The organism is Pseudomonas sp. HMSC076A11 (assembly GCF_001810205.1).
GTDB lineage: Bacteria > Pseudomonadota > Gammaproteobacteria > Pseudomonadales > Pseudomonadaceae > Pseudomonas > Pseudomonas aeruginosa.
The window spans coordinates 22485-37504 of the sequence record NZ_KV800311.1; the positions used below are offsets into that span (position 1 = coordinate 22485).

Here is a 15020-nt window from a genome sequence, read left to right on the forward strand (position 1 = left end):
CGCCATGGTAGCAGGTTTGCGCGCCGGACCCGGTCTGCTCCGACCGGGCGGTCGTTTACCTGAGTTGCAGGCGGCGCGCCAGGCGCGCCAGGTTGGCGCGATCCAGGCCCAGCTCGCGTGCAGCCGAGGCCCAGCTTCCCTGGTGGCGGGCCAGGCAGTCCTGGATTAGGTGGCGTTGGTAGGCGTCGGTGGCCGCGCGCAACGAGTGACCGGTCGTTGGCGCGGCGGGCGCGGGCTCGACCACGCTGCGAGGTGGCGCGGGGGTTTCCGCGGGCAGGTCGAGATCCTGCCGATGCAGGGTGACGATCCGCGACCGCTCCGGATTGTGGCCGAGGGCCTTGAGCGAGGCGCGGCCGACCAGGTGCTCGAGTTCGCGCACGTTGCCCGGCCAGCGATAGTCGAGGAGCGCGGCCTGGGCCTCGTGGTCCAGGCGCAGGCTGCGCAGTCCCAGGCGCGGTCGGTTTTCCTCGAGGAAGTAGCCGGCCAGCAGGAGGATATCGCGGCCGCGCTCGCGCAGCGGCGGCACGCGCAAGGGATAGACGCTGAGGCGATGGTAGAGATCGGCGCGGAAGCGCCCGGCACGCACTTCCTCGGCCAGGTCGCGGTTGGTGGCTGCGATCAGGCGTACGTCGACGCGGTGCTCGCGATCGGAGCCGACCCGCTGCAACTGCCCGCTCTGCAGCACGCGGAGCAGCTTGGCCTGCACCGCCAGCGGCAACTCGCCGACCTCGTCGAGGAACAGGCTGCCGCCGTCGGCCAGTTCGAACTTGCCGCGCCGTTCGTTGACCGCGCCGGAGAAGGCGCCGCGCACATGGCCGAACAATTCGCTTTCCACCAGGGTCTCGGGCAGCGCGGCGCAGTTGAGACTGATCATCGGCTTGCCGCTGCGCATGGAATGCCGGTGGATGGATTGCGCCACCAGTTCCTTGCCGACCCCGGTCTCGCCGGTGATCAGTACGCTCAGGTCGCTGTTGGCGACCAGGCGGATTTCTTCCAGCAGCGCCTTGTGCGCGGCGCTCTGGCCGATCATTTCCCGTGGCCGCTCGCCAGCGGCTTCGAGATAGGCCTCGGCGCGCTGGTGCTCGTCCTCGGCGCGGCGGGTCAGGTCGCGCATCCGCTCGCTGGCCTTGACCGTGGCGGCGGCGAGGCTGGCGAAGGCCTCCAGGGTATCCAGGTCGGCGCTGGCGAAGCGCGACGGATCGAGGGTATCCAGGGTCAGCAAGCCCCAGGGCTGGTCGTCGAGGTACAGCGGACAGCCCAGGCAATCATGGATTTCCAGGTGGCCGTGGAGGCCTTCCACCAGACCGTCGTAGGGATCGGGCAGGCCGCAGTCGGCGGGGAAGCGGGTCGGCCCGCGGCGCTCCAGGAGGGCCTCGAGGCGCGGATGTTCGCCGACCCGGAAGCGCCGGCCGAGGGTGTCCGGGCTGAGGCCGTCCACCGCCAGCGGGATCAGGTATTCGCCGTCCAGGCGCAGCAGCGCGGTGGCGTCGCAGGGCAGCAGGTCGCGCAGGGCCTGGAGCAGGCGGCGGTAGCGTTCGTCTTCCGGCAGGTCGCGGGACAGGTCGGCAACCAGCGGGATCAGGGTGGCAAGCAAGGGGTTGGTGGTCATTTCGACCTCTTTGCAGTCCTAATGACTCTGAATGGTTGCAGTCATTATGACCTATGCCGGCCTGCAAGGCCCGTGAATTCTGGTAGTTTGCCTTGGCACGCTTCCTGAAATGCTTCGAGGTGAAACAAAACCTTGCATGCGTCAGGAGTCATCAATGTTGTCCAATGCCCAACGTGCCCTCATCAAAGCCACCGTACCGCTGCTGGAGACCGGCGGTGAAGCGCTGATCACCCATTTCTACCGCACCATGCTCGGCGAGTACCCCGAGGTTCGCCCGCTGTTCAACCAGGCCCACCAGGCCAGCGGCGACCAGCCGCGGGCGCTGGCCAATGGCGTGCTGATGTACGCCAGGCACATCGACCAGTTGCAGGAACTCGGCCCGCTGGTGGCCAAGGTGGTGAACAAGCATGTCTCCCTGCAGGTGCTGCCCGAACACTATCCGATCGTCGGCACTTGCCTGTTGCGGGCGATCCGCGAGGTCCTCGGCGAACAGATCGCCACCGACGAAGTCCTCGAAGCCTGGGGCGCGGCCTACCAGCAACTGGCCGACCTGCTGATCGAGGCCGAGGAGTCGGTGTATGCCGCCAGCGCCCAGGCCGATGGCGGCTGGCGCGGCGTGCGGCGCTTCCGCGTGGCACGCAAGCAGGTGGAGAGCGAGGAAATCACCTCGTTCTACCTGGAGCCGGTGGACGGCCAGCCGCTGCTGGCGTTCCAGCCGGGACAGTACATCGGCCTGCGGCTGGACATCGACGGCGAGGAAGTGCGCCGCAACTATTCGCTTTCCGCTGCCAGCAACGGCCGCGAATACCGCATCAGCGTCAAGCGCGAGGCGGGTGGACGGGTCTCCAATTACCTGCATGACCGGGTCGCCGAGGGCGACGAGCTGGATCTGTTTCCGCCGGCTGGCGATTTCGTCCTGCGTGACAGCGACAAGCCGCTGGTGCTGATCACCGCCGGCGTCGGCATCACCCCGGCCCTGGCCATGTTGCAGGAAGCGCTGCCGCAGGCGCGGCCGATCCGCTTCATCCATTGCGCCCGGCATGGCGGCGTGCATGCCTTCCGCGACTGGATCGAAGACGTGTCGGCGCAGCACGAGCAGGTCGAGCACTTCTTCTGCTACAGCGAACCGCGTGCCGGCGACAGTGCCGACGCCGAGGGATTGCTGAGCCGCGAGAAACTGGCCGACTGGTTGCCGCAGGAGCGCGACCTGGACGCCTACTTCCTCGGACCCCGGCCTTTCATGGCGCAGGTCAAGCGCCACCTGGCCGACCTCGGCGTACCCTCGCAGCAATGCCACTACGAGTTCTTCGGTCCGGCCGCCGCGCTGGACGCCTGAAGCGACGGGCCGGCGCGAGGTGCGTCGGCCCTTTTTCGGAAAAAGGAGATCGAGATGAACGCTCTGTTCGATTGTCCACGGCGGGTGCTGCGGATCGGTCACGGGCTGCTGGCGGCCGGCCTGGCGCTGCTCGTCGCCGGCGTGATCGCCGCCTATTTCCTCGACCGCTACCTGAACATGCCGGCGCTGGTGTTTTCCCATGCGCTGGTGATCCTCGGCCCGACCCTGTTGAAGATTGGCTACGTGATGCGCCTGAGCGCGCTGTTCCGCATGCGTCGACCCGGTTGGGAGGTCTGCTGTGCAAGTGCTTGATCGTTCCAGGCTGATGGCCATACCGCCGATCTGGCGCCTGGGCTTCCGCCCGTTCTTCCTCGGCGGCGCGCTGTTCGCGGTCCTCGCCATCGCGCTCTGGCTAGCGGCGCTGGCCGGGCTCTGGAGCGGCTGGCAACCGGTCGGTGGCTGGCTGGCCTGGCATCGTCACGAAATGCTCTTCGGTTTCGGCGTGGCGATCATCGCCGGCTTCCTGTTGACCGCCGTGCAGACCTGGACCGGCGTACCCGGCCTGCAGGGCAAACCCTTGGCCCTGCTCGCCGGGCTCTGGCTGGCGGCGCGCCTGGCCTGGCTATTCGATGCGCCGCTGGCGCTGCTGCTGGTGCTGCAACTGAGCTTCCTGCCGCTATTGGCCTGGGCTATCGGTCGCAGCCTGTGGCGGGTGCGGCAGAAGCGCAATTACCCGGTGGTGGGCCTGTTGCTGCTGTTGACCCTGGCCGACGCCCTGGTCCTGCTCGGCCTGTTCGAGGGCAACGACGACTGGCAACGGCGTGCCTCCATCGCCGCGCTATGGCTGATCGCCGGGATGATGAACCTGATCGGCGGGCGGGTGATCCCGTTCTTCACCCAGCGCGGTCTCGGCCGTCAGCAGCAGGTGCCGGCGATCGCCTGGCTGGACAATGGCATCCTGCTGGGCTGCGTGCTGGTGGCGCTGCTCACCGCCGCGGGCGTCACGACGCAGCCGACGCCCTGGCTTGCAGGACTGTTCGCCGCCCTCGGTGGTGCGCAACTGTGGCGCCTGTGGCGTTGGCGCGATCGCGGCATCTGGCAGGTGCCGCTGCTCTGGTCTCTGCACCTGGCATATTTCTGGATCGCCGTGGCGCCGCTTGGCATGGCGCTCTGGAGCCTGGGCCTGGCGCTGGCGCCGAGCCAGGCGCTGCACGCGCTGGCGGTGGGCGGCATGGGCGGGTTGATCCTGGCGATGCTGGCACGGGTCACTCTCGGCCATACCGGTCGCGCGCTGCAACCGCCGGCAGCGATGCCCTGGGCTTTCGCCCTGCTCAATCTCGGCTGCGCGGCGCGGGTGTTCCTGCCCAGCCTGTTGCCGGCGAACTGGGCGCTGCCCCTGGCAGGCGGACTGTGGGCTTTGGCGTTCCTGCTGTTCGCCTGGTTCTATGCGCCGATGCTGTGTCGTCCGCGGGTCGACGGCCATCCCGGTTGATCAGGGGGCTTGCCGCAGACGCCGCAGCTCCTGGTTCAGCCAGTCGGCGGAGTTGCGCGTCTGCGTGGCGCAGCGCACCTGGTAGGGCTTGCCGCTGAGGCTGCTCTGGGTCGCGGCGCGCTCGATGAAGTCCTCGCTGCTGGCGACCAGATCCTTGCGCTCCAGGTAGTCGAGCTTCTTCTGCAGGTGGGCGCGGGCTTCCGCGGCCGGGTATTCGCTGCCGTTGCGGATGAAGGTGCAGCCGCTGTCTTCAACAAAGCTCAGCAAGCGGCCGATCTCCTGGCTCGCCTGCGGGGAGGGCGCGGCCAGCGCCGGCAGGCTCGAGGCCAGCAGCCAACAGGCGGCGCAGGTAGTCCGCCAGGTAATCGTGAAAGCGCGCATCGTTCCAGTACTCCATGTGGCTCAACGGGGTGTGCCGCTTGTACCAGGGACCGACCGGCAGGGCGAGGTCCTCGTGGACGACCGCGGCGTAGTTCTGCAACGGCCGCAGCGGATAGCCGAGCGGATCGGCCGGCGCGTAGACGTTCAGCCAGCGTGCCTGCTGGCGGATGGCCGGGGTCAGGCAGTGGCCGGGAAAGCGGATCGGACAGACCTTCTCGTAGGCGAAGGTGAACAGCGGGATGTTACAACCGAAGGTGACCAGCCCGGCCAGGGTTTCCAGGCCGAGGAAGGGGTCGATCGAGCAACTCGGCGTGCGGTTGAGTTTCTGCTGGTCCCAGATGAAGTTGGATACGATGTGCCCGCCCAGGGAGTGGGCGAGGATCACCAGCGGCGTCTGCGGCCCGACCTTCGCGCGCAGGGCCATGATCCCGCTGCGCACGTGCTGGTGGACCTGCTGGTAGGTGGTGTCGTAGGCGGCGCTGACCTTGCGGTAGCCGCTGGCGTCGCCGAGGAATAGCGTCACCGCCCGGCGCAGCCAGCGCCAGCCCAGCGGCTCGCGCTCGATGCGCTTGAGGTAGTCCAGCTCGCGGGCGTCCAGTACGCTGGCCCAGTACAGGCTCTGGAAGGCCACCTCGCCGGCTTCCGCGCCGAGACGTCGGCGCAGCGCCGCCACCAGTTCGCGGGCGTAGCTGTGCAGACCGTCCTCGTCGCGGCTATCGGGCTGGTCGCCGATGCCGTGGATCAGCGCTACGGCCAGTTTCATGCAGGATCCTTCTCGTCGTTGGCGGCTCAGTCCAGCGCTTGCAGGCGTTCGCCGAGCCGGCCGCCGTCGACCAGTTCGAGGAATTCGTCGCCGAGCCTGCGGCTTTCCGCCATCGCCTGGCGCCAGTAGCGCTCGCGGCCGTCGTCGTCGCCGAGGTAGCGGGTGAAGTCCTTGCGGTCCGGCAGCTTGGCGTGCGGCAGGCGCGCCAGGTACTCGCGCGACGGCGCCAGCAGCAGCACGTCCTGCAGGCGCCCGGCGTCGCCACGGCGCCAGGGCAAGCCCTTGTCGAACCAGCCGGGGATCACCTTGTCGGTGAAGTGCGGGTAGAGCACCACGCCGCGGTCCTCGTAGGGCAGGTCGAGATGGTAGTCGAGCAGGCCGCCGTCGCGGTAGGTGCCGGGGCCGGCGCCAGGCAGGTCGCGGACGCCTTCCATGACCATCGGGATCGAGCCGGAGGCGAGCAGCGCCTGGCGCAGGTTGCCGCCGTCCAGGTGCAGGTAGCGCGACGGGAAGTCGGTCAGCGCGGCCAGCGGCGGCGCCTGGCGGGCGTCATGCAGGATCACCCGTTCGAAGTGGCGGTGCAGATGGCGGCGGCCGATCAGGTTGTCGCGGATCACCGAGGACAGCCCCAGGCCGAGGCTGGCCTTGTGGTCGTGGGCGAGGCGCCCGTGGCTCTTCACCACCACCACGTTGAGGCGGTACAGCGGGTTGTCGAGGATCCGCGCGTCCTGGCCGGCGAGCAGGTCGTCGAGCATCGCCGCGCACTTGCGCGAGACTTCGGCGATGCTCACGCCCTTGGGAAAACGCTGCCGGGTGTACAGCTCGCCGAGGCGGGTGAGGCCGGCCACGGCGTCGGGCAGGCAGGCACTGGCGAAGCGCCAGGAACCGATGGAGGCGCCGATCAGCGAGCGTTCACGCGGGGCGCGCGGCAGCCACTCGCCGAAGATCGCCAGGTCCAGTCCCTGGATGCCCAGCGCCTTTGGCCCGCCGGCGGCACCGGGGACGATGCCGACGTCGGCCGGCTGCAGGCCGCGCTCGCGGATGCGGGCGAGGGCGCGGCGACCGGCCTTGAGGGTCAGTGCGGGGGACTTGATCTGGATGGCTGGCATGCTGGTCTTCTCCCTTGCGGACCGGCGATTATAGGACGAGTTGTCGCAGGACCAAGCGCTTTCGAACGCCGGCGAGCCCCATCGCAGAGGCTTTCCGTTACCCTATGGCGCGCCCCGGCCATGTCCTTGCGGCAAATTCAGCTTCAATTAAGAGCGCCCGGTTAATCTGCAAACCGTCGAAAGCAACACGATTGATTCCCACGGAGAGATTCCCATGAAGAAACTGACTGCCCTGTTCGCCGCCACCGCCATCGCCCTGACTGCCGGCCTGGCCCAGGCCCGCGACCTCGGCCCGGACGAGGCGCTGAAGCTGCGTGACGCCGGGACCATCAAGTCCTTCGAAGAGCTGAACAAGAACGCCATCGCCAAGCATCCCGGCTCGAGCGTCCACGATACCGAGCTGGAAGAGGAATACGGCCGCTACATCTACCAGGTCGAGTTGCGCGACCCGCAGGGCGTGAAATGGGACCTGGAGCTGGATGCCGCTACCGGCGCCGTGCTCAAGGACCACCAGGACGACTGATGAAGTGGCTCATGCGCTACGCCGGGATCGTCGCACTGGTCCTGGCGGTCATCAGCCTCGAAGCGATGGCGCGCGACCTGGACCAGGACGAGGTCCTGCGCCTGCGCCAGGACGGTGTGATACAGCCGCTCGAATCCCTCATGCAGGAAGCCCTGGGGCGTTACCCCGGGGCGCGCCTGCTGGAGGTCGAGCTGGAAGAGGAAGACGACGTGTATGTCTACGAGGTGGAGCTGCTCACCCGCGACGGCGTCGTGCGTGAACTGGAACTGGATGCCCGCAACGGCCGCATCCTGAAGGACGAGGAAGACGACTGATGCGGTTGCTGCTGGTTGAGGATCACGTTCCCCTGGCCGACGAACTGATGGCCAGCCTGACCCGCCAGGGCTACGCGGTGGACTGGCTGGCCGACGGCCGCGACGCGGCGGTGCAGGGCGCCAGCGAACCCTACGACCTGATCATCCTCGACCTCGGCCTGCCCGGGCGTCCCGGCCTGGAGATACTCCAGGAGTGGCGTGGGCTGGGACTCGCGACTCCGGTGCTGATCCTCACCGCGCGCGGTTCCTGGGCCGAACGCATCGATGGGCTCAAGGCCGGTGCCGACGACTACCTGACCAAGCCGTTCCATCCGGAAGAGCTGGCCTTGCGCATCCAGGCCCTGTTGCGCCGCGCCCATGGGCTGGCCAACCAGAGCCAGCTGGAGGCCGCCGGGCTGCGCCTGGACGAGCAGCGCCAGTGCGTGTGCCTGAACGGCGCCGACGTCGACCTGACCGCCGCCGAATTCCGCCTGCTGCGCTATTTCATGCTGCACCCCGGCCAGGTCCTGTCCAAGGGGCACCTGGCCGAGCATCTGTACGACGGCGAGACCGAACGCGATTCCAACGTCATCGAGGTCCACGTCAACCACCTGCGGCGCAAGCTCGGCCGCGAGGTGATCGAGACCCGCCGTGGCCAGGGCTACCGCTACGCCGGGGTGGCCGCCGGATGAGGTCGATCCAGCGGCGCCTGAGCGTCGGCCTGTTCGCGGTGCTGCTGGTGGTCGGGCTGGTCCTCGCGCAGACCGGCCTGTGGCTGTTCGACCAGGGCCTGCGGCGCTATTTCGCCGGCAATCTGCGCGAGGAGGCGGAGAACCTGCTGGTGGCCATGGTGCGCGGGCCGAACGGCATGCAACTGGACGAGCAACGCCTCAACCCGGCGTTCCAGCGCCCGTATTCCGGGCGCTATTTCGTCATCGAGCTGGAAAAGGACACCTGGCGCTCACGCTCCCTGTGGGACAGCGAGCTGGAAGTGCCGCACAAGAAAGGGCTGGTGCAGGGCCTGGTCGATGGGCCCGAGGAGCAGCGACTGCTGGTGTTCCGCGGCCACTACAAGCGCATGGGCCAGAAGCTGCGGATCGTGGTGGCGCAGGACTATACGCCGATCCTGGAAAGCTTCGCCCGTGTGCAGTGGATGGGCCTGGGCGCCGGCGCCCTGGCGCTGCTCCTGGTATTGCTGTTGCAGCGCCTGACCGTGCGTCGTTCGCTGCGTCCGCTGGAGGAGGTGCGCCTGCAGATCGCCCAGCTGCAGCAGGGCCAGCGTAGCCAACTGGACAACCAGGCTCCCGAGGAACTGGAGCCGCTGGTGGAGCAGATCAACCACCTGCTGGCGCACACCGAAGAGACCCTGAAGCGTTCGCGCAACGCCCTGGGCAACCTCGGTCACGCCCTGAAGACGCCGCTGGCGGTGCTGGTCAGCCTCGCCGAGCGCGAGGAGATGGCGCGCCAGCCGGAGTTGCAACAGGTCCTGCGCGAACAGCTGGAACAGATCCAGCAGCGCCTCGGTCGCGAGTTGGGCAAGGCGCGCCTGGTCGGCGAAGCGCTGCCTGGCGCACATTTCGATTGCGCCGAGGAGTTGCCGTCGCTGTGCGACACCCTGCGCCTGATCCACGGCCCGCACCTGCAGGTGAGCTGGAGCGCGCCACCGGGGCTGCGCCTGCCATGGGACCGCGAGGACCTGCTGGAGATGCTCGGCAATCTGCTGGACAACGCCTGCAAGTGGGCCGATAGCGAAGTCCGCCTGACCGTCGCGCAGGGCGAGGGCATGGTCCGCCTGAAGGTCGACGATGACGGCCCCGGTATCCTCCCCGACCAGCGCCAGGCGGTGCTCGAGCGGGGTACCCGGCTCGACGAGCAGGTCAGCGGCCATGGCCTGGGCCTGGGCATCGCGCGCGACATCGCCGAGGCCTGCGGTGGCCGCCTGAGTCTCGAGGACAGCCCGCTGGGCGGCCTGCGGGTGAGCGTCGAGTTGCCGTTGCAGAAGAGCGGCCGCGCCGCCAGGGCTTAACAGTTCTTCACCATTTGCCGACAGTCCCGGCAAGATTTCCTCCTGCGCTTTCCCTAGCATCCCGGGCTTCTTGCAAGGAGGTCTTGGACGATGAAACGGCGGACGAGTACGGGCCGCTGGCGCTGGGCGCTGATGCTGCCGGTGCTGGTGTTCCTGTTGGGCGAGTCCAGTGGACAGCGAGAGGAGGGGCGGTCGCCGCGGTTACCCGCGCAGGCTCGCTACGAGCAGGCCGTGGAAAACGCGTTGCGCAGCGAGCGCGGCGAACCGCGACAGGCCGGGACAGCGGCAGCGAAGGTGGCCGAGGCGGGAGCCCCGGCGCGTCTGCGTGGCTGGCTGCGCTCGCTGGCCCGCCTGGCGATCTGGGGGACCTACGGCCCCCCGGCGCTATTCAGGCCGTGAACGGTCAGGCCTTGAACTGTTCCATCAGGCCCTGCTGGTGGTTGGCCAGGCGGTTCAGCGACTGACTGACCTGGGCCGATTCCTCGGCCTGACTCGACAGCGACTCGGTGACGTCACGGATCGCCGCGACATTGCGGTTGATCTCCTCGGCTACCGAGCTCTGTTCCTCGGCGGCGCTGGCGATCTGTAGATTCATGTCGTTGATCACCGTCACCGCCTCGCCGATCCGTTGCAGCGCGGCCACCGCTTCATCCACCTGCTCGACGCTGCCCTGGGCCTGGCGATGGCTGCCGTGCATGGCGTCGACCACGTCGCGGGTGCCCTGTTGCAGGCCTTCGATCACCCCGCGGATCTGTTCCACCGAGTCCTGGGTGCGCCGGGCGAGGTTGCGCACTTCGTCGGCGACCACCGCGAAGCCGCGGCCGGCGTCGCCGGCGCGGGCCGCCTCGATGGCCGCGTTGAGCGCCAGCAGGTTGGTCTGCTCGGCGATGGCGCGGATCACTTCCAGCACCGAACCGATTTCCTCGCTGCTGCTGGCCAGTTGCTCGACCTGGCCCATGGCGCTGGTCAGGTTGGCGGCCAGGCTGTCGATGCTCTGGGTGGTGCGGTCGATCAGCGCCAGGCCGTCGCGGGTCGCCTGGTCGGCACCGCGCGCGGCGTCGGCGGCCTGGGCGGCGCTACGGGCGACGTCCTGGGCAGTGGCGGTCATCTCGTGGGATGCGGTGGCGACCTGGTCGATCTCGCGGAACTGCTGCTGCATGCCGGCGCTGGTCTGGCTGGAAATCGCCGCCGACTGGTCGGCGGTACTGCGCGCATCGCGCACCGAGACCTTCACGTCGCGGATGATCGGCTGCAGCTTGTCGAGGAAACGGTTGAACCATCCGGCCAGTTCGCCCAGCTCGTCGCGCCCGGTGTGCGGCAGACGCTGGGTCAGGTCGCCTTCGCCGCTGGCGATGTCGCGCAGCATATGGGCGACGCCGAGGATCGGCCGGGTCACGCCGCGGGCGCTCAGCCACAGCACCAGCAGGCCGAGCACCGCGGCGCCGAGGCCGAGGCCCAGTTCGACCCAGGTGCCTTCGCGACGCATGTCGTCCAGTTGCCGCTCCAGCGCCAGGGCCGGGCCGAGGAGGGCGCTCTTCGGCACTTCGAGGAGCACGCCCCAGGGCTTGGCGCCGGGAATCGGCTGCAACGGTTGCAGCACCTTGAGGTCGTCGTTCTCGTTGAACAATTGGCTCTTGCCGGCGGCCAGCAGTTGCAGGAGTTCGCCGGCGTGCTGCGGATCCGCCTTGGCCAGGTTCTTGCCGAGCAGGCCGGCGTCGCGGCTGTTGCCGGCGAACAGCCCGGCCGGGCTGAGGATGCCGACCTGGCCGACGCCGTCGTAGAGTTCGCGGTTGCCCTGTTCGCTGAGCGCCTGCAGGTTGCTCAGGTTGATGTCCAGGCCCATCACGCCGATCACCTTGCCATCCAGTTCGAGGGGGAAGGCGATGCTGGTCATCAATAGTTGGCGCTCGCCGACCTTGTCGAAGTAGGGATCGAGCACGCAGGGTTGAGCGCTTTCCTTCGGGCAGGTGTACCAGGCGTTGTAGGCCGCGCCGCTGGGCCCGCTGCTGGTGTCGGCGAGTTCGGACTCGACCATCGACTCGGACTCCAGCTGTCCCGGCGTGGCCTGCGCCCAGTACAGGGAGAAGCGTCCCTTGTCGTTGCTGCCCAAGGCGGGCTGGTCGACGAACAGTTCGTCCTTGCCGTCCAGTGCGTTGGGTTCGAAGACCACGTACAGGCCGAGCACCTCGGGATTGGCGGCGAGCGCGGTGCGCACCTGGCGGGTCAGGTCTTCGCGCAGGTCGTAGGCGTCGAGGAAGCGCTTCTGCGCCTGGTCGCGGAGGAACAGGATCTGCCGGGAGAAACCCTTGCCGTACTGGAAGGCATCCATGAAATAGCGCTGGATGCGCAACGCCTGCAATTCCCCGCGGGCTTCCAGGCGCAGGCGCGCCGATTCGTCGAGCATCTGTGTACTGGCGCCTTTCACCAGCACGCTGCTGTGCTGCATGCGGTAGACCGAAAGGCCGACCAGCAAGGCGACCACGCCGAGCAGGCAGAGGCCTGCCAGCAGGGTGATCTTCCATTGGATGGACAGGCGGCGAAGGAACATGGGAGGGGTCCTTGTACGAAGAAACTGCGGGGGCCCAAGGCTTATCGGCAGGGCTCGCCCATTCTTGACGACGGTTCGTTCGCTGGCGCCGGATTGCCGTCGTGCGGCGAATCGCACGCAAGAACCGTGCACAACGGTTTATAGCCAGGCGACATTCGCCCATGCGCGGCTTTGACAGGCGGGGATGGCTGTAGCAGAGTACGCCCCTTTTTTCGGTCGCAGGCGGCCGGGTTCGTTTCATTTTCAAGGAGTTCAACGATGAACGCAGTGGTGCTGGCGGTCGCACTGATGCTCGTCCTCAGCCTTTGCCGTGTGCATGTCGTGCTGGCGCTGATCATCGGCGCGGTGGTCGGCGGATTGTTCGGTGGCCTAGGCCTGGAGGGGACTCTCAAGGCCTTCAACGGCGGTCTCGGCGGCGGCGCCACGGTGGCCCTGTCGTACGCCATGCTCGGCGCCTTCGCCGTGGCCATCGCTCGCTCCGGCGTGGCCCATGCGCTGGCCGACAAGGTCCTGGCGCTGCTCGGCCGGCACGACGAGCAGGGCAAGGGCGCCGGTGCGTTCAAGTGGATCCTGGTCGGCCTGCTGCTCTGCGTGGCGGTATCCTCGCAGAATATCCTGCCGATCCACATCGCCTTCATCCCGCTGCTGGTGCCGCCGCTGCTCTATGTGCTGAGCAAGCTGCAGATCGACCGGCGATTGATCGCCTGCGTCATCACCTTCGGCCTCATCACCCCGTACATGTTCCTGCCGGTGGGCTTCGGCAACATCTTCCTCAATGAAATCCTGCTGGCCAACGTGGCGCGCAACGGCGTCGACGTCAGCGGGATCAACGTCACCCACGCCATGTTCATCCCGGCCCTGGGCATGCTCGCCGGGTTGCTCATCGCGGTGCTGTTCAGCTACCGCCGCAAGCGCGTCTACGACTTGCAGCGGATCGAGCAGGCCGAACGCGTCGATGTCAGCTATAGCCCGAAAAGCCTGGTGGTGGCCGGGGTCTCCATCGTCGCCGCGTTCGTCGTGCAGCTGTGGCTGGACTCGATGATCATCGGCGCGCTGGTCGGTTTCGTGGTCTTCTCGCTGTCCGGCGTGGTGCGCTGGAAGGAGACCGACGACCTGTTCACCGAAGGCATGAAGATGATGGCCACCATCGGTTTCATCATGATCGCCGCGGCCGGTTTCGCCGAGGTGATGAAGGCCACCGGCGAGGTGCAGAGCCTGGTCGACGCCTCGGTGGCCTGGATCGGCAACAGCAAGGCGGTCGGCGCCATGCTGATGCTGCTGGTCGGCCTGCTGGTCACCATGGGCATCGGCTCGTCGTTCTCCACCGTGCCGATCATCGCCGCGATCTTCGTCCCGCTGGCGGTGCAACTGGGCTTCAGCCCGCTGGCCATCGTCAGCATCGTCGGCACCGCCGGCGCGCTGGGGGATGCAGGTTCTCCGGCGTCGGACTCGACCCTCGGGCCGACCTCCGGGCTCAACGTCGACGGCCAGCACAATCACATCTGGGACACCGTGGTGCCGACCTTCCTGCACTACAACCTGCCGTTGCTGGTGTTCGGCTGGGCCGCCGCGATGTTGCTCTGAGTCCCATTTCGGGCGGTCGCCTGACGGAATGTCGGACCGGCCGCTTAAGCTTCCGACGGGATTGCCGATGAAACGGGAATCCCGTTTTTTATTGGGCGTCATGCTAGGAGTTGATGATGCGTCTGACCCTGAAATCCAAAGTCCTCCTGCTGGCCATGGTGCCGGTGCTGCTCTTCGCCCTGGTGCTCAGCGGCGGAGCGGTGCTGATCCTGAAAAAACAGGCTGATACCGAAGTCAAGGATACCCGCGAGCGCCTGCTCGGCGACCGTCGTGCCGAACTCGAGCACTATGTGCAGATCGCCATGGGCAGTATCCAGGCCGAGTACGACCGCTCGGCCAACGGCGACCTGAACGCCCGCGCCGAGGCCATTGCGCGCCTGTCGAAGGTCAAGTACGGCAAGGACGGCTATATCTTCGGCTACGACTCCCAGGTGGTGCGCCTGTTCCGTGGCGACAGCCCGGTGGACGTCGGCAAGAGCTTCCGCGACCGCCGCGATCCCAGCGGCGTCTACCTCAATCGCGAACTGGTGGAGGCAGGCAAGAACGGCAGCCACTACGTGACCTATACCTCGCCGCTGCCGGGTAACGAAAGCGTCATGGTGCCGAAGCTGTCGTACACCCTGTACCTGCCGAAGTGGGACATGGTGATCGGCTCGGCGATCAACCTCGACGGCGTCGAGGCCCAACTGGTGGAGATCAAGCAAGCCATCGACGAGCGTATCGGCACCCTGATCGCCAGCATCGTGGCGATCGCCGGGGTCCTCCTGGTGGTCCTGCTGGTGATCGGCCTGGCGGTGGCCAACGCGATGCTGCGGCCGTTGCACCAGATCCGCCAGAACCTCGATGACATCGCCGCCGGCGAAGGCGACCTGACCCGTCGCCTGCCGGTGACCAGCCACGACGAGCTGGGCGAGCTGGCCGGTTCCTTCAACCGCTTCGTCGAGAAGATCCACGGTCTGGTGCGGCAGATCGCCGGGATGACCGGCGACCTCAAGCAACTGGTGGAGCAGATGTCGGCCCAGGCCGAGCGTTCCGAGCAGGCCATGGAGCGCCAGCGCCATGAGACCGATCAGGTCGCCACCGCGATCAACGAGATGTCCGCCGCCGCCCATGAAGTGGCGCAGAGCGCCCAGCGCGCCGCCGAGGCCGCGCAGCAGACCGACCACGAAGGCCAGGCGGCCAAGCGCGTGGTGGACGGCAGCATCGAGCGCATCCACGCGCTGGTGGACGAGATCCGCGACAGCGGTTCCTCGCTGGACAGCCTGCAACAGGACGTGCAGTCGATCGTCAGCGTGCTCGGGGTGATCCGCTCGATTGCCGAACAGACCAACCTGCTGGCGCTCAACGCGGCCATCG

14 protein-coding genes and 2 pseudogenes are annotated in these 15020 nt (G+C 67.7%); 10 read left to right on the forward strand and 6 right to left on the reverse strand.

Features of this window, described 5'->3' with window-relative positions:
- Positions 1 to 55: 55 nt before the first annotated feature.
- Complete coding sequence (norR, locus tag HMPREF2716_RS16700) at positions 56 to 1609, reverse strand: nitric oxide reductase transcriptional regulator NorR (RefSeq protein WP_003090504.1); 1554 nt, start codon at positions 1607 to 1609, stop codon at positions 56 to 58.
- 154 nt (positions 1610 to 1763) lie between these two features.
- On the opposite strand from norR, the gene hmpA reads away from it, so the two are divergent.
- The 3 genes from hmpA to HMPREF2716_RS16715 are packed head-to-tail and all read left to right on the forward strand — an operon-like array spanning position 1764 to position 4437.
- The gene (gene hmpA / locus HMPREF2716_RS16705; protein ID WP_023517726.1) at positions 1764 to 2945 is read left to right on the forward strand and encodes an NO-inducible flavohemoprotein; all 1182 of its coding nucleotides are present in this window, start codon (positions 1764 to 1766) and stop codon (positions 2943 to 2945) included.
- 54 nt (positions 2946 to 2999) lie between these two features.
- Complete coding sequence (ppyR, locus tag HMPREF2716_RS16710; RefSeq protein ID WP_003090502.1) at positions 3000 to 3257, forward strand: psl/pyoverdine operon transcriptional regulator PpyR; 258 nt, start codon at positions 3000 to 3002, stop codon at positions 3255 to 3257.
- Positions 3244 to 4437: an NnrS family protein gene (locus tag HMPREF2716_RS16715; protein WP_003122598.1), complete on the forward strand. Its 1194-nt coding sequence runs from the start codon at positions 3244 to 3246 to the stop codon at positions 4435 to 4437. The genes ppyR and HMPREF2716_RS16715 overlap by 14 nt, the downstream gene beginning before the upstream one ends.
- Here HMPREF2716_RS16715 and HMPREF2716_RS16720 read toward each other — a convergent pair whose 3' ends face one another.
- From HMPREF2716_RS16720 to HMPREF2716_RS16730, 3 genes are read right to left on the reverse strand one after another with little or no spacing between them, the layout of a single operon-like run.
- On the reverse strand, positions 4438 to 4704 hold the full coding sequence (locus HMPREF2716_RS16720; protein ID WP_003115326.1) for a YfeK family protein: 267 nt from the start codon (positions 4702 to 4704) through the stop codon (positions 4438 to 4440).
- Entirely contained in the window at positions 4688 to 5581 is an 894-nt protein-coding gene (locus HMPREF2716_RS16725) for a hypothetical protein (RefSeq protein WP_003131077.1), read from the reverse strand. The genes HMPREF2716_RS16720 and HMPREF2716_RS16725 overlap by 17 nt, the downstream gene beginning before the upstream one ends.
- A 26-nt stretch (positions 5582 to 5607) precedes the next feature.
- Positions 5608 to 6690: a patatin-like phospholipase domain-containing protein gene (locus tag HMPREF2716_RS16730; protein ID WP_003113385.1), complete on the reverse strand. Its 1083-nt coding sequence runs from the start codon at positions 6688 to 6690 to the stop codon at positions 5608 to 5610.
- A gap of 214 nt (positions 6691 to 6904) precedes the next feature.
- Between HMPREF2716_RS16730 and HMPREF2716_RS16735 the strand changes: the two genes are divergently transcribed.
- The 5 genes from HMPREF2716_RS16735 (at position 6905) to HMPREF2716_RS16755 (ending at position 9931) form a co-directional block, all read left to right on the forward strand.
- Positions 6905 to 7213, forward strand: a complete 309-nt coding sequence (locus tag HMPREF2716_RS16735) for a PepSY domain-containing protein (protein WP_003090497.1) — start codon at positions 6905 to 6907, stop codon at positions 7211 to 7213.
- On the forward strand, positions 7213 to 7527 hold the full coding sequence (locus tag HMPREF2716_RS16740) for a PepSY domain-containing protein (protein ID WP_003097704.1): 315 nt from the start codon (positions 7213 to 7215) through the stop codon (positions 7525 to 7527). Before HMPREF2716_RS16735 ends, HMPREF2716_RS16740 begins: the two co-directional genes overlap by 1 nt.
- Entirely contained in the window at positions 7527 to 8198 is a 672-nt protein-coding gene (gene carR, locus HMPREF2716_RS16745; protein WP_003090494.1) for a two-component system response regulator CarR, read from the forward strand. Before HMPREF2716_RS16740 ends, carR begins: the two co-directional genes overlap by 1 nt.
- Positions 8195 to 9532 carry a two-component system sensor histidine kinase CarS gene (gene carS / locus HMPREF2716_RS16750; RefSeq protein WP_003090493.1) on the forward strand — a complete coding sequence of 446 codons (1338 nt, stop codon included), beginning with the start codon at positions 8195 to 8197 and terminating at the stop codon, positions 9530 to 9532. The genes carR and carS overlap by 4 nt, the downstream gene beginning before the upstream one ends.
- 90 nt (positions 9533 to 9622) lie before the next feature.
- Positions 9623 to 9931, forward strand: coding sequence for a hypothetical protein (locus tag HMPREF2716_RS16755; RefSeq protein ID WP_003113384.1), 309 nt, complete (start codon positions 9623 to 9625; stop codon positions 9929 to 9931).
- A 4-nt stretch (positions 9932 to 9935) separates the two neighbouring features.
- On the opposite strand, the pseudogene HMPREF2716_RS30040 reads toward HMPREF2716_RS16755, so the two are convergent.
- Both HMPREF2716_RS30040 and HMPREF2716_RS30045 read right to left on the reverse strand, forming a co-directional pair.
- Positions 9936 to 10472 (reverse strand): annotated as a pseudogene (locus HMPREF2716_RS30040) (methyl-accepting chemotaxis protein); the annotation flags it as partial.
- A 321-nt stretch (positions 10473 to 10793) separates the two neighbouring features.
- Positions 10794 to 12080, reverse strand: a pseudogene (locus HMPREF2716_RS30045) (HAMP domain-containing protein); the annotation flags it as partial.
- Positions 12081 to 12338: 258 nt separating this feature from the next.
- On the opposite strand from HMPREF2716_RS30045, the gene HMPREF2716_RS16765 reads away from it, so the two are divergent.
- A complete protein-coding gene (locus tag HMPREF2716_RS16765) occupies positions 12339 to 13664 on the forward strand; it encodes a Na+/H+ antiporter family protein (protein WP_023517724.1) in 1326 nt (441 codons plus the stop codon).
- 113 nt (positions 13665 to 13777) lie between these two features.
- Positions 13778 to 15020: methyl-accepting chemotaxis protein (locus HMPREF2716_RS16770; protein ID WP_083318193.1), on the forward strand; the 1243-nt coding region annotated here is incomplete at its 3' end.

Excerpts from the sequence above, each read along its gene's own strand:
- norR (WP_003090504.1), bottom strand. The coding sequence starts at position 1,609 with ATGACCACCAACCCCTTGCTTGCCACCCTGATCCCGCTGGTTGCCGAC.
- hmpA (WP_023517726.1), top strand. The coding sequence starts at position 1,764 with ATGTTGTCCAATGCCCAACGTGCCCTCATCAAAGCCACCGTACCGCTG.
- ppyR (WP_003090502.1), top strand. The coding sequence starts at position 3,000 with ATGAACGCTCTGTTCGATTGTCCACGGCGGGTGCTGCGGATCGGTCAC.
- HMPREF2716_RS16725 (WP_003131077.1), bottom strand. The coding sequence starts at position 5,581 with ATGAAACTGGCCGTAGCGCTGATCCACGGCATCGGCGACCAGCCCGAT.
- HMPREF2716_RS16730 (WP_003113385.1), bottom strand. The coding sequence starts at position 6,690 with ATGCCAGCCATCCAGATCAAGTCCCCCGCACTGACCCTCAAGGCCGGT.
- HMPREF2716_RS16735 (WP_003090497.1), top strand. The coding sequence starts at position 6,905 with ATGAAGAAACTGACTGCCCTGTTCGCCGCCACCGCCATCGCCCTGACT.
- HMPREF2716_RS16740 (WP_003097704.1), top strand. The coding sequence starts at position 7,213 with ATGAAGTGGCTCATGCGCTACGCCGGGATCGTCGCACTGGTCCTGGCG.
- carR (WP_003090494.1), top strand. The coding sequence starts at position 7,527 with ATGCGGTTGCTGCTGGTTGAGGATCACGTTCCCCTGGCCGACGAACTG.
- carS (WP_003090493.1), top strand. The coding sequence starts at position 8,195 with ATGAGGTCGATCCAGCGGCGCCTGAGCGTCGGCCTGTTCGCGGTGCTG.
- HMPREF2716_RS16755 (WP_003113384.1), top strand. The coding sequence starts at position 9,623 with ATGAAACGGCGGACGAGTACGGGCCGCTGGCGCTGGGCGCTGATGCTG.
- HMPREF2716_RS16765 (WP_023517724.1), top strand. The coding sequence starts at position 12,339 with ATGAACGCAGTGGTGCTGGCGGTCGCACTGATGCTCGTCCTCAGCCTT.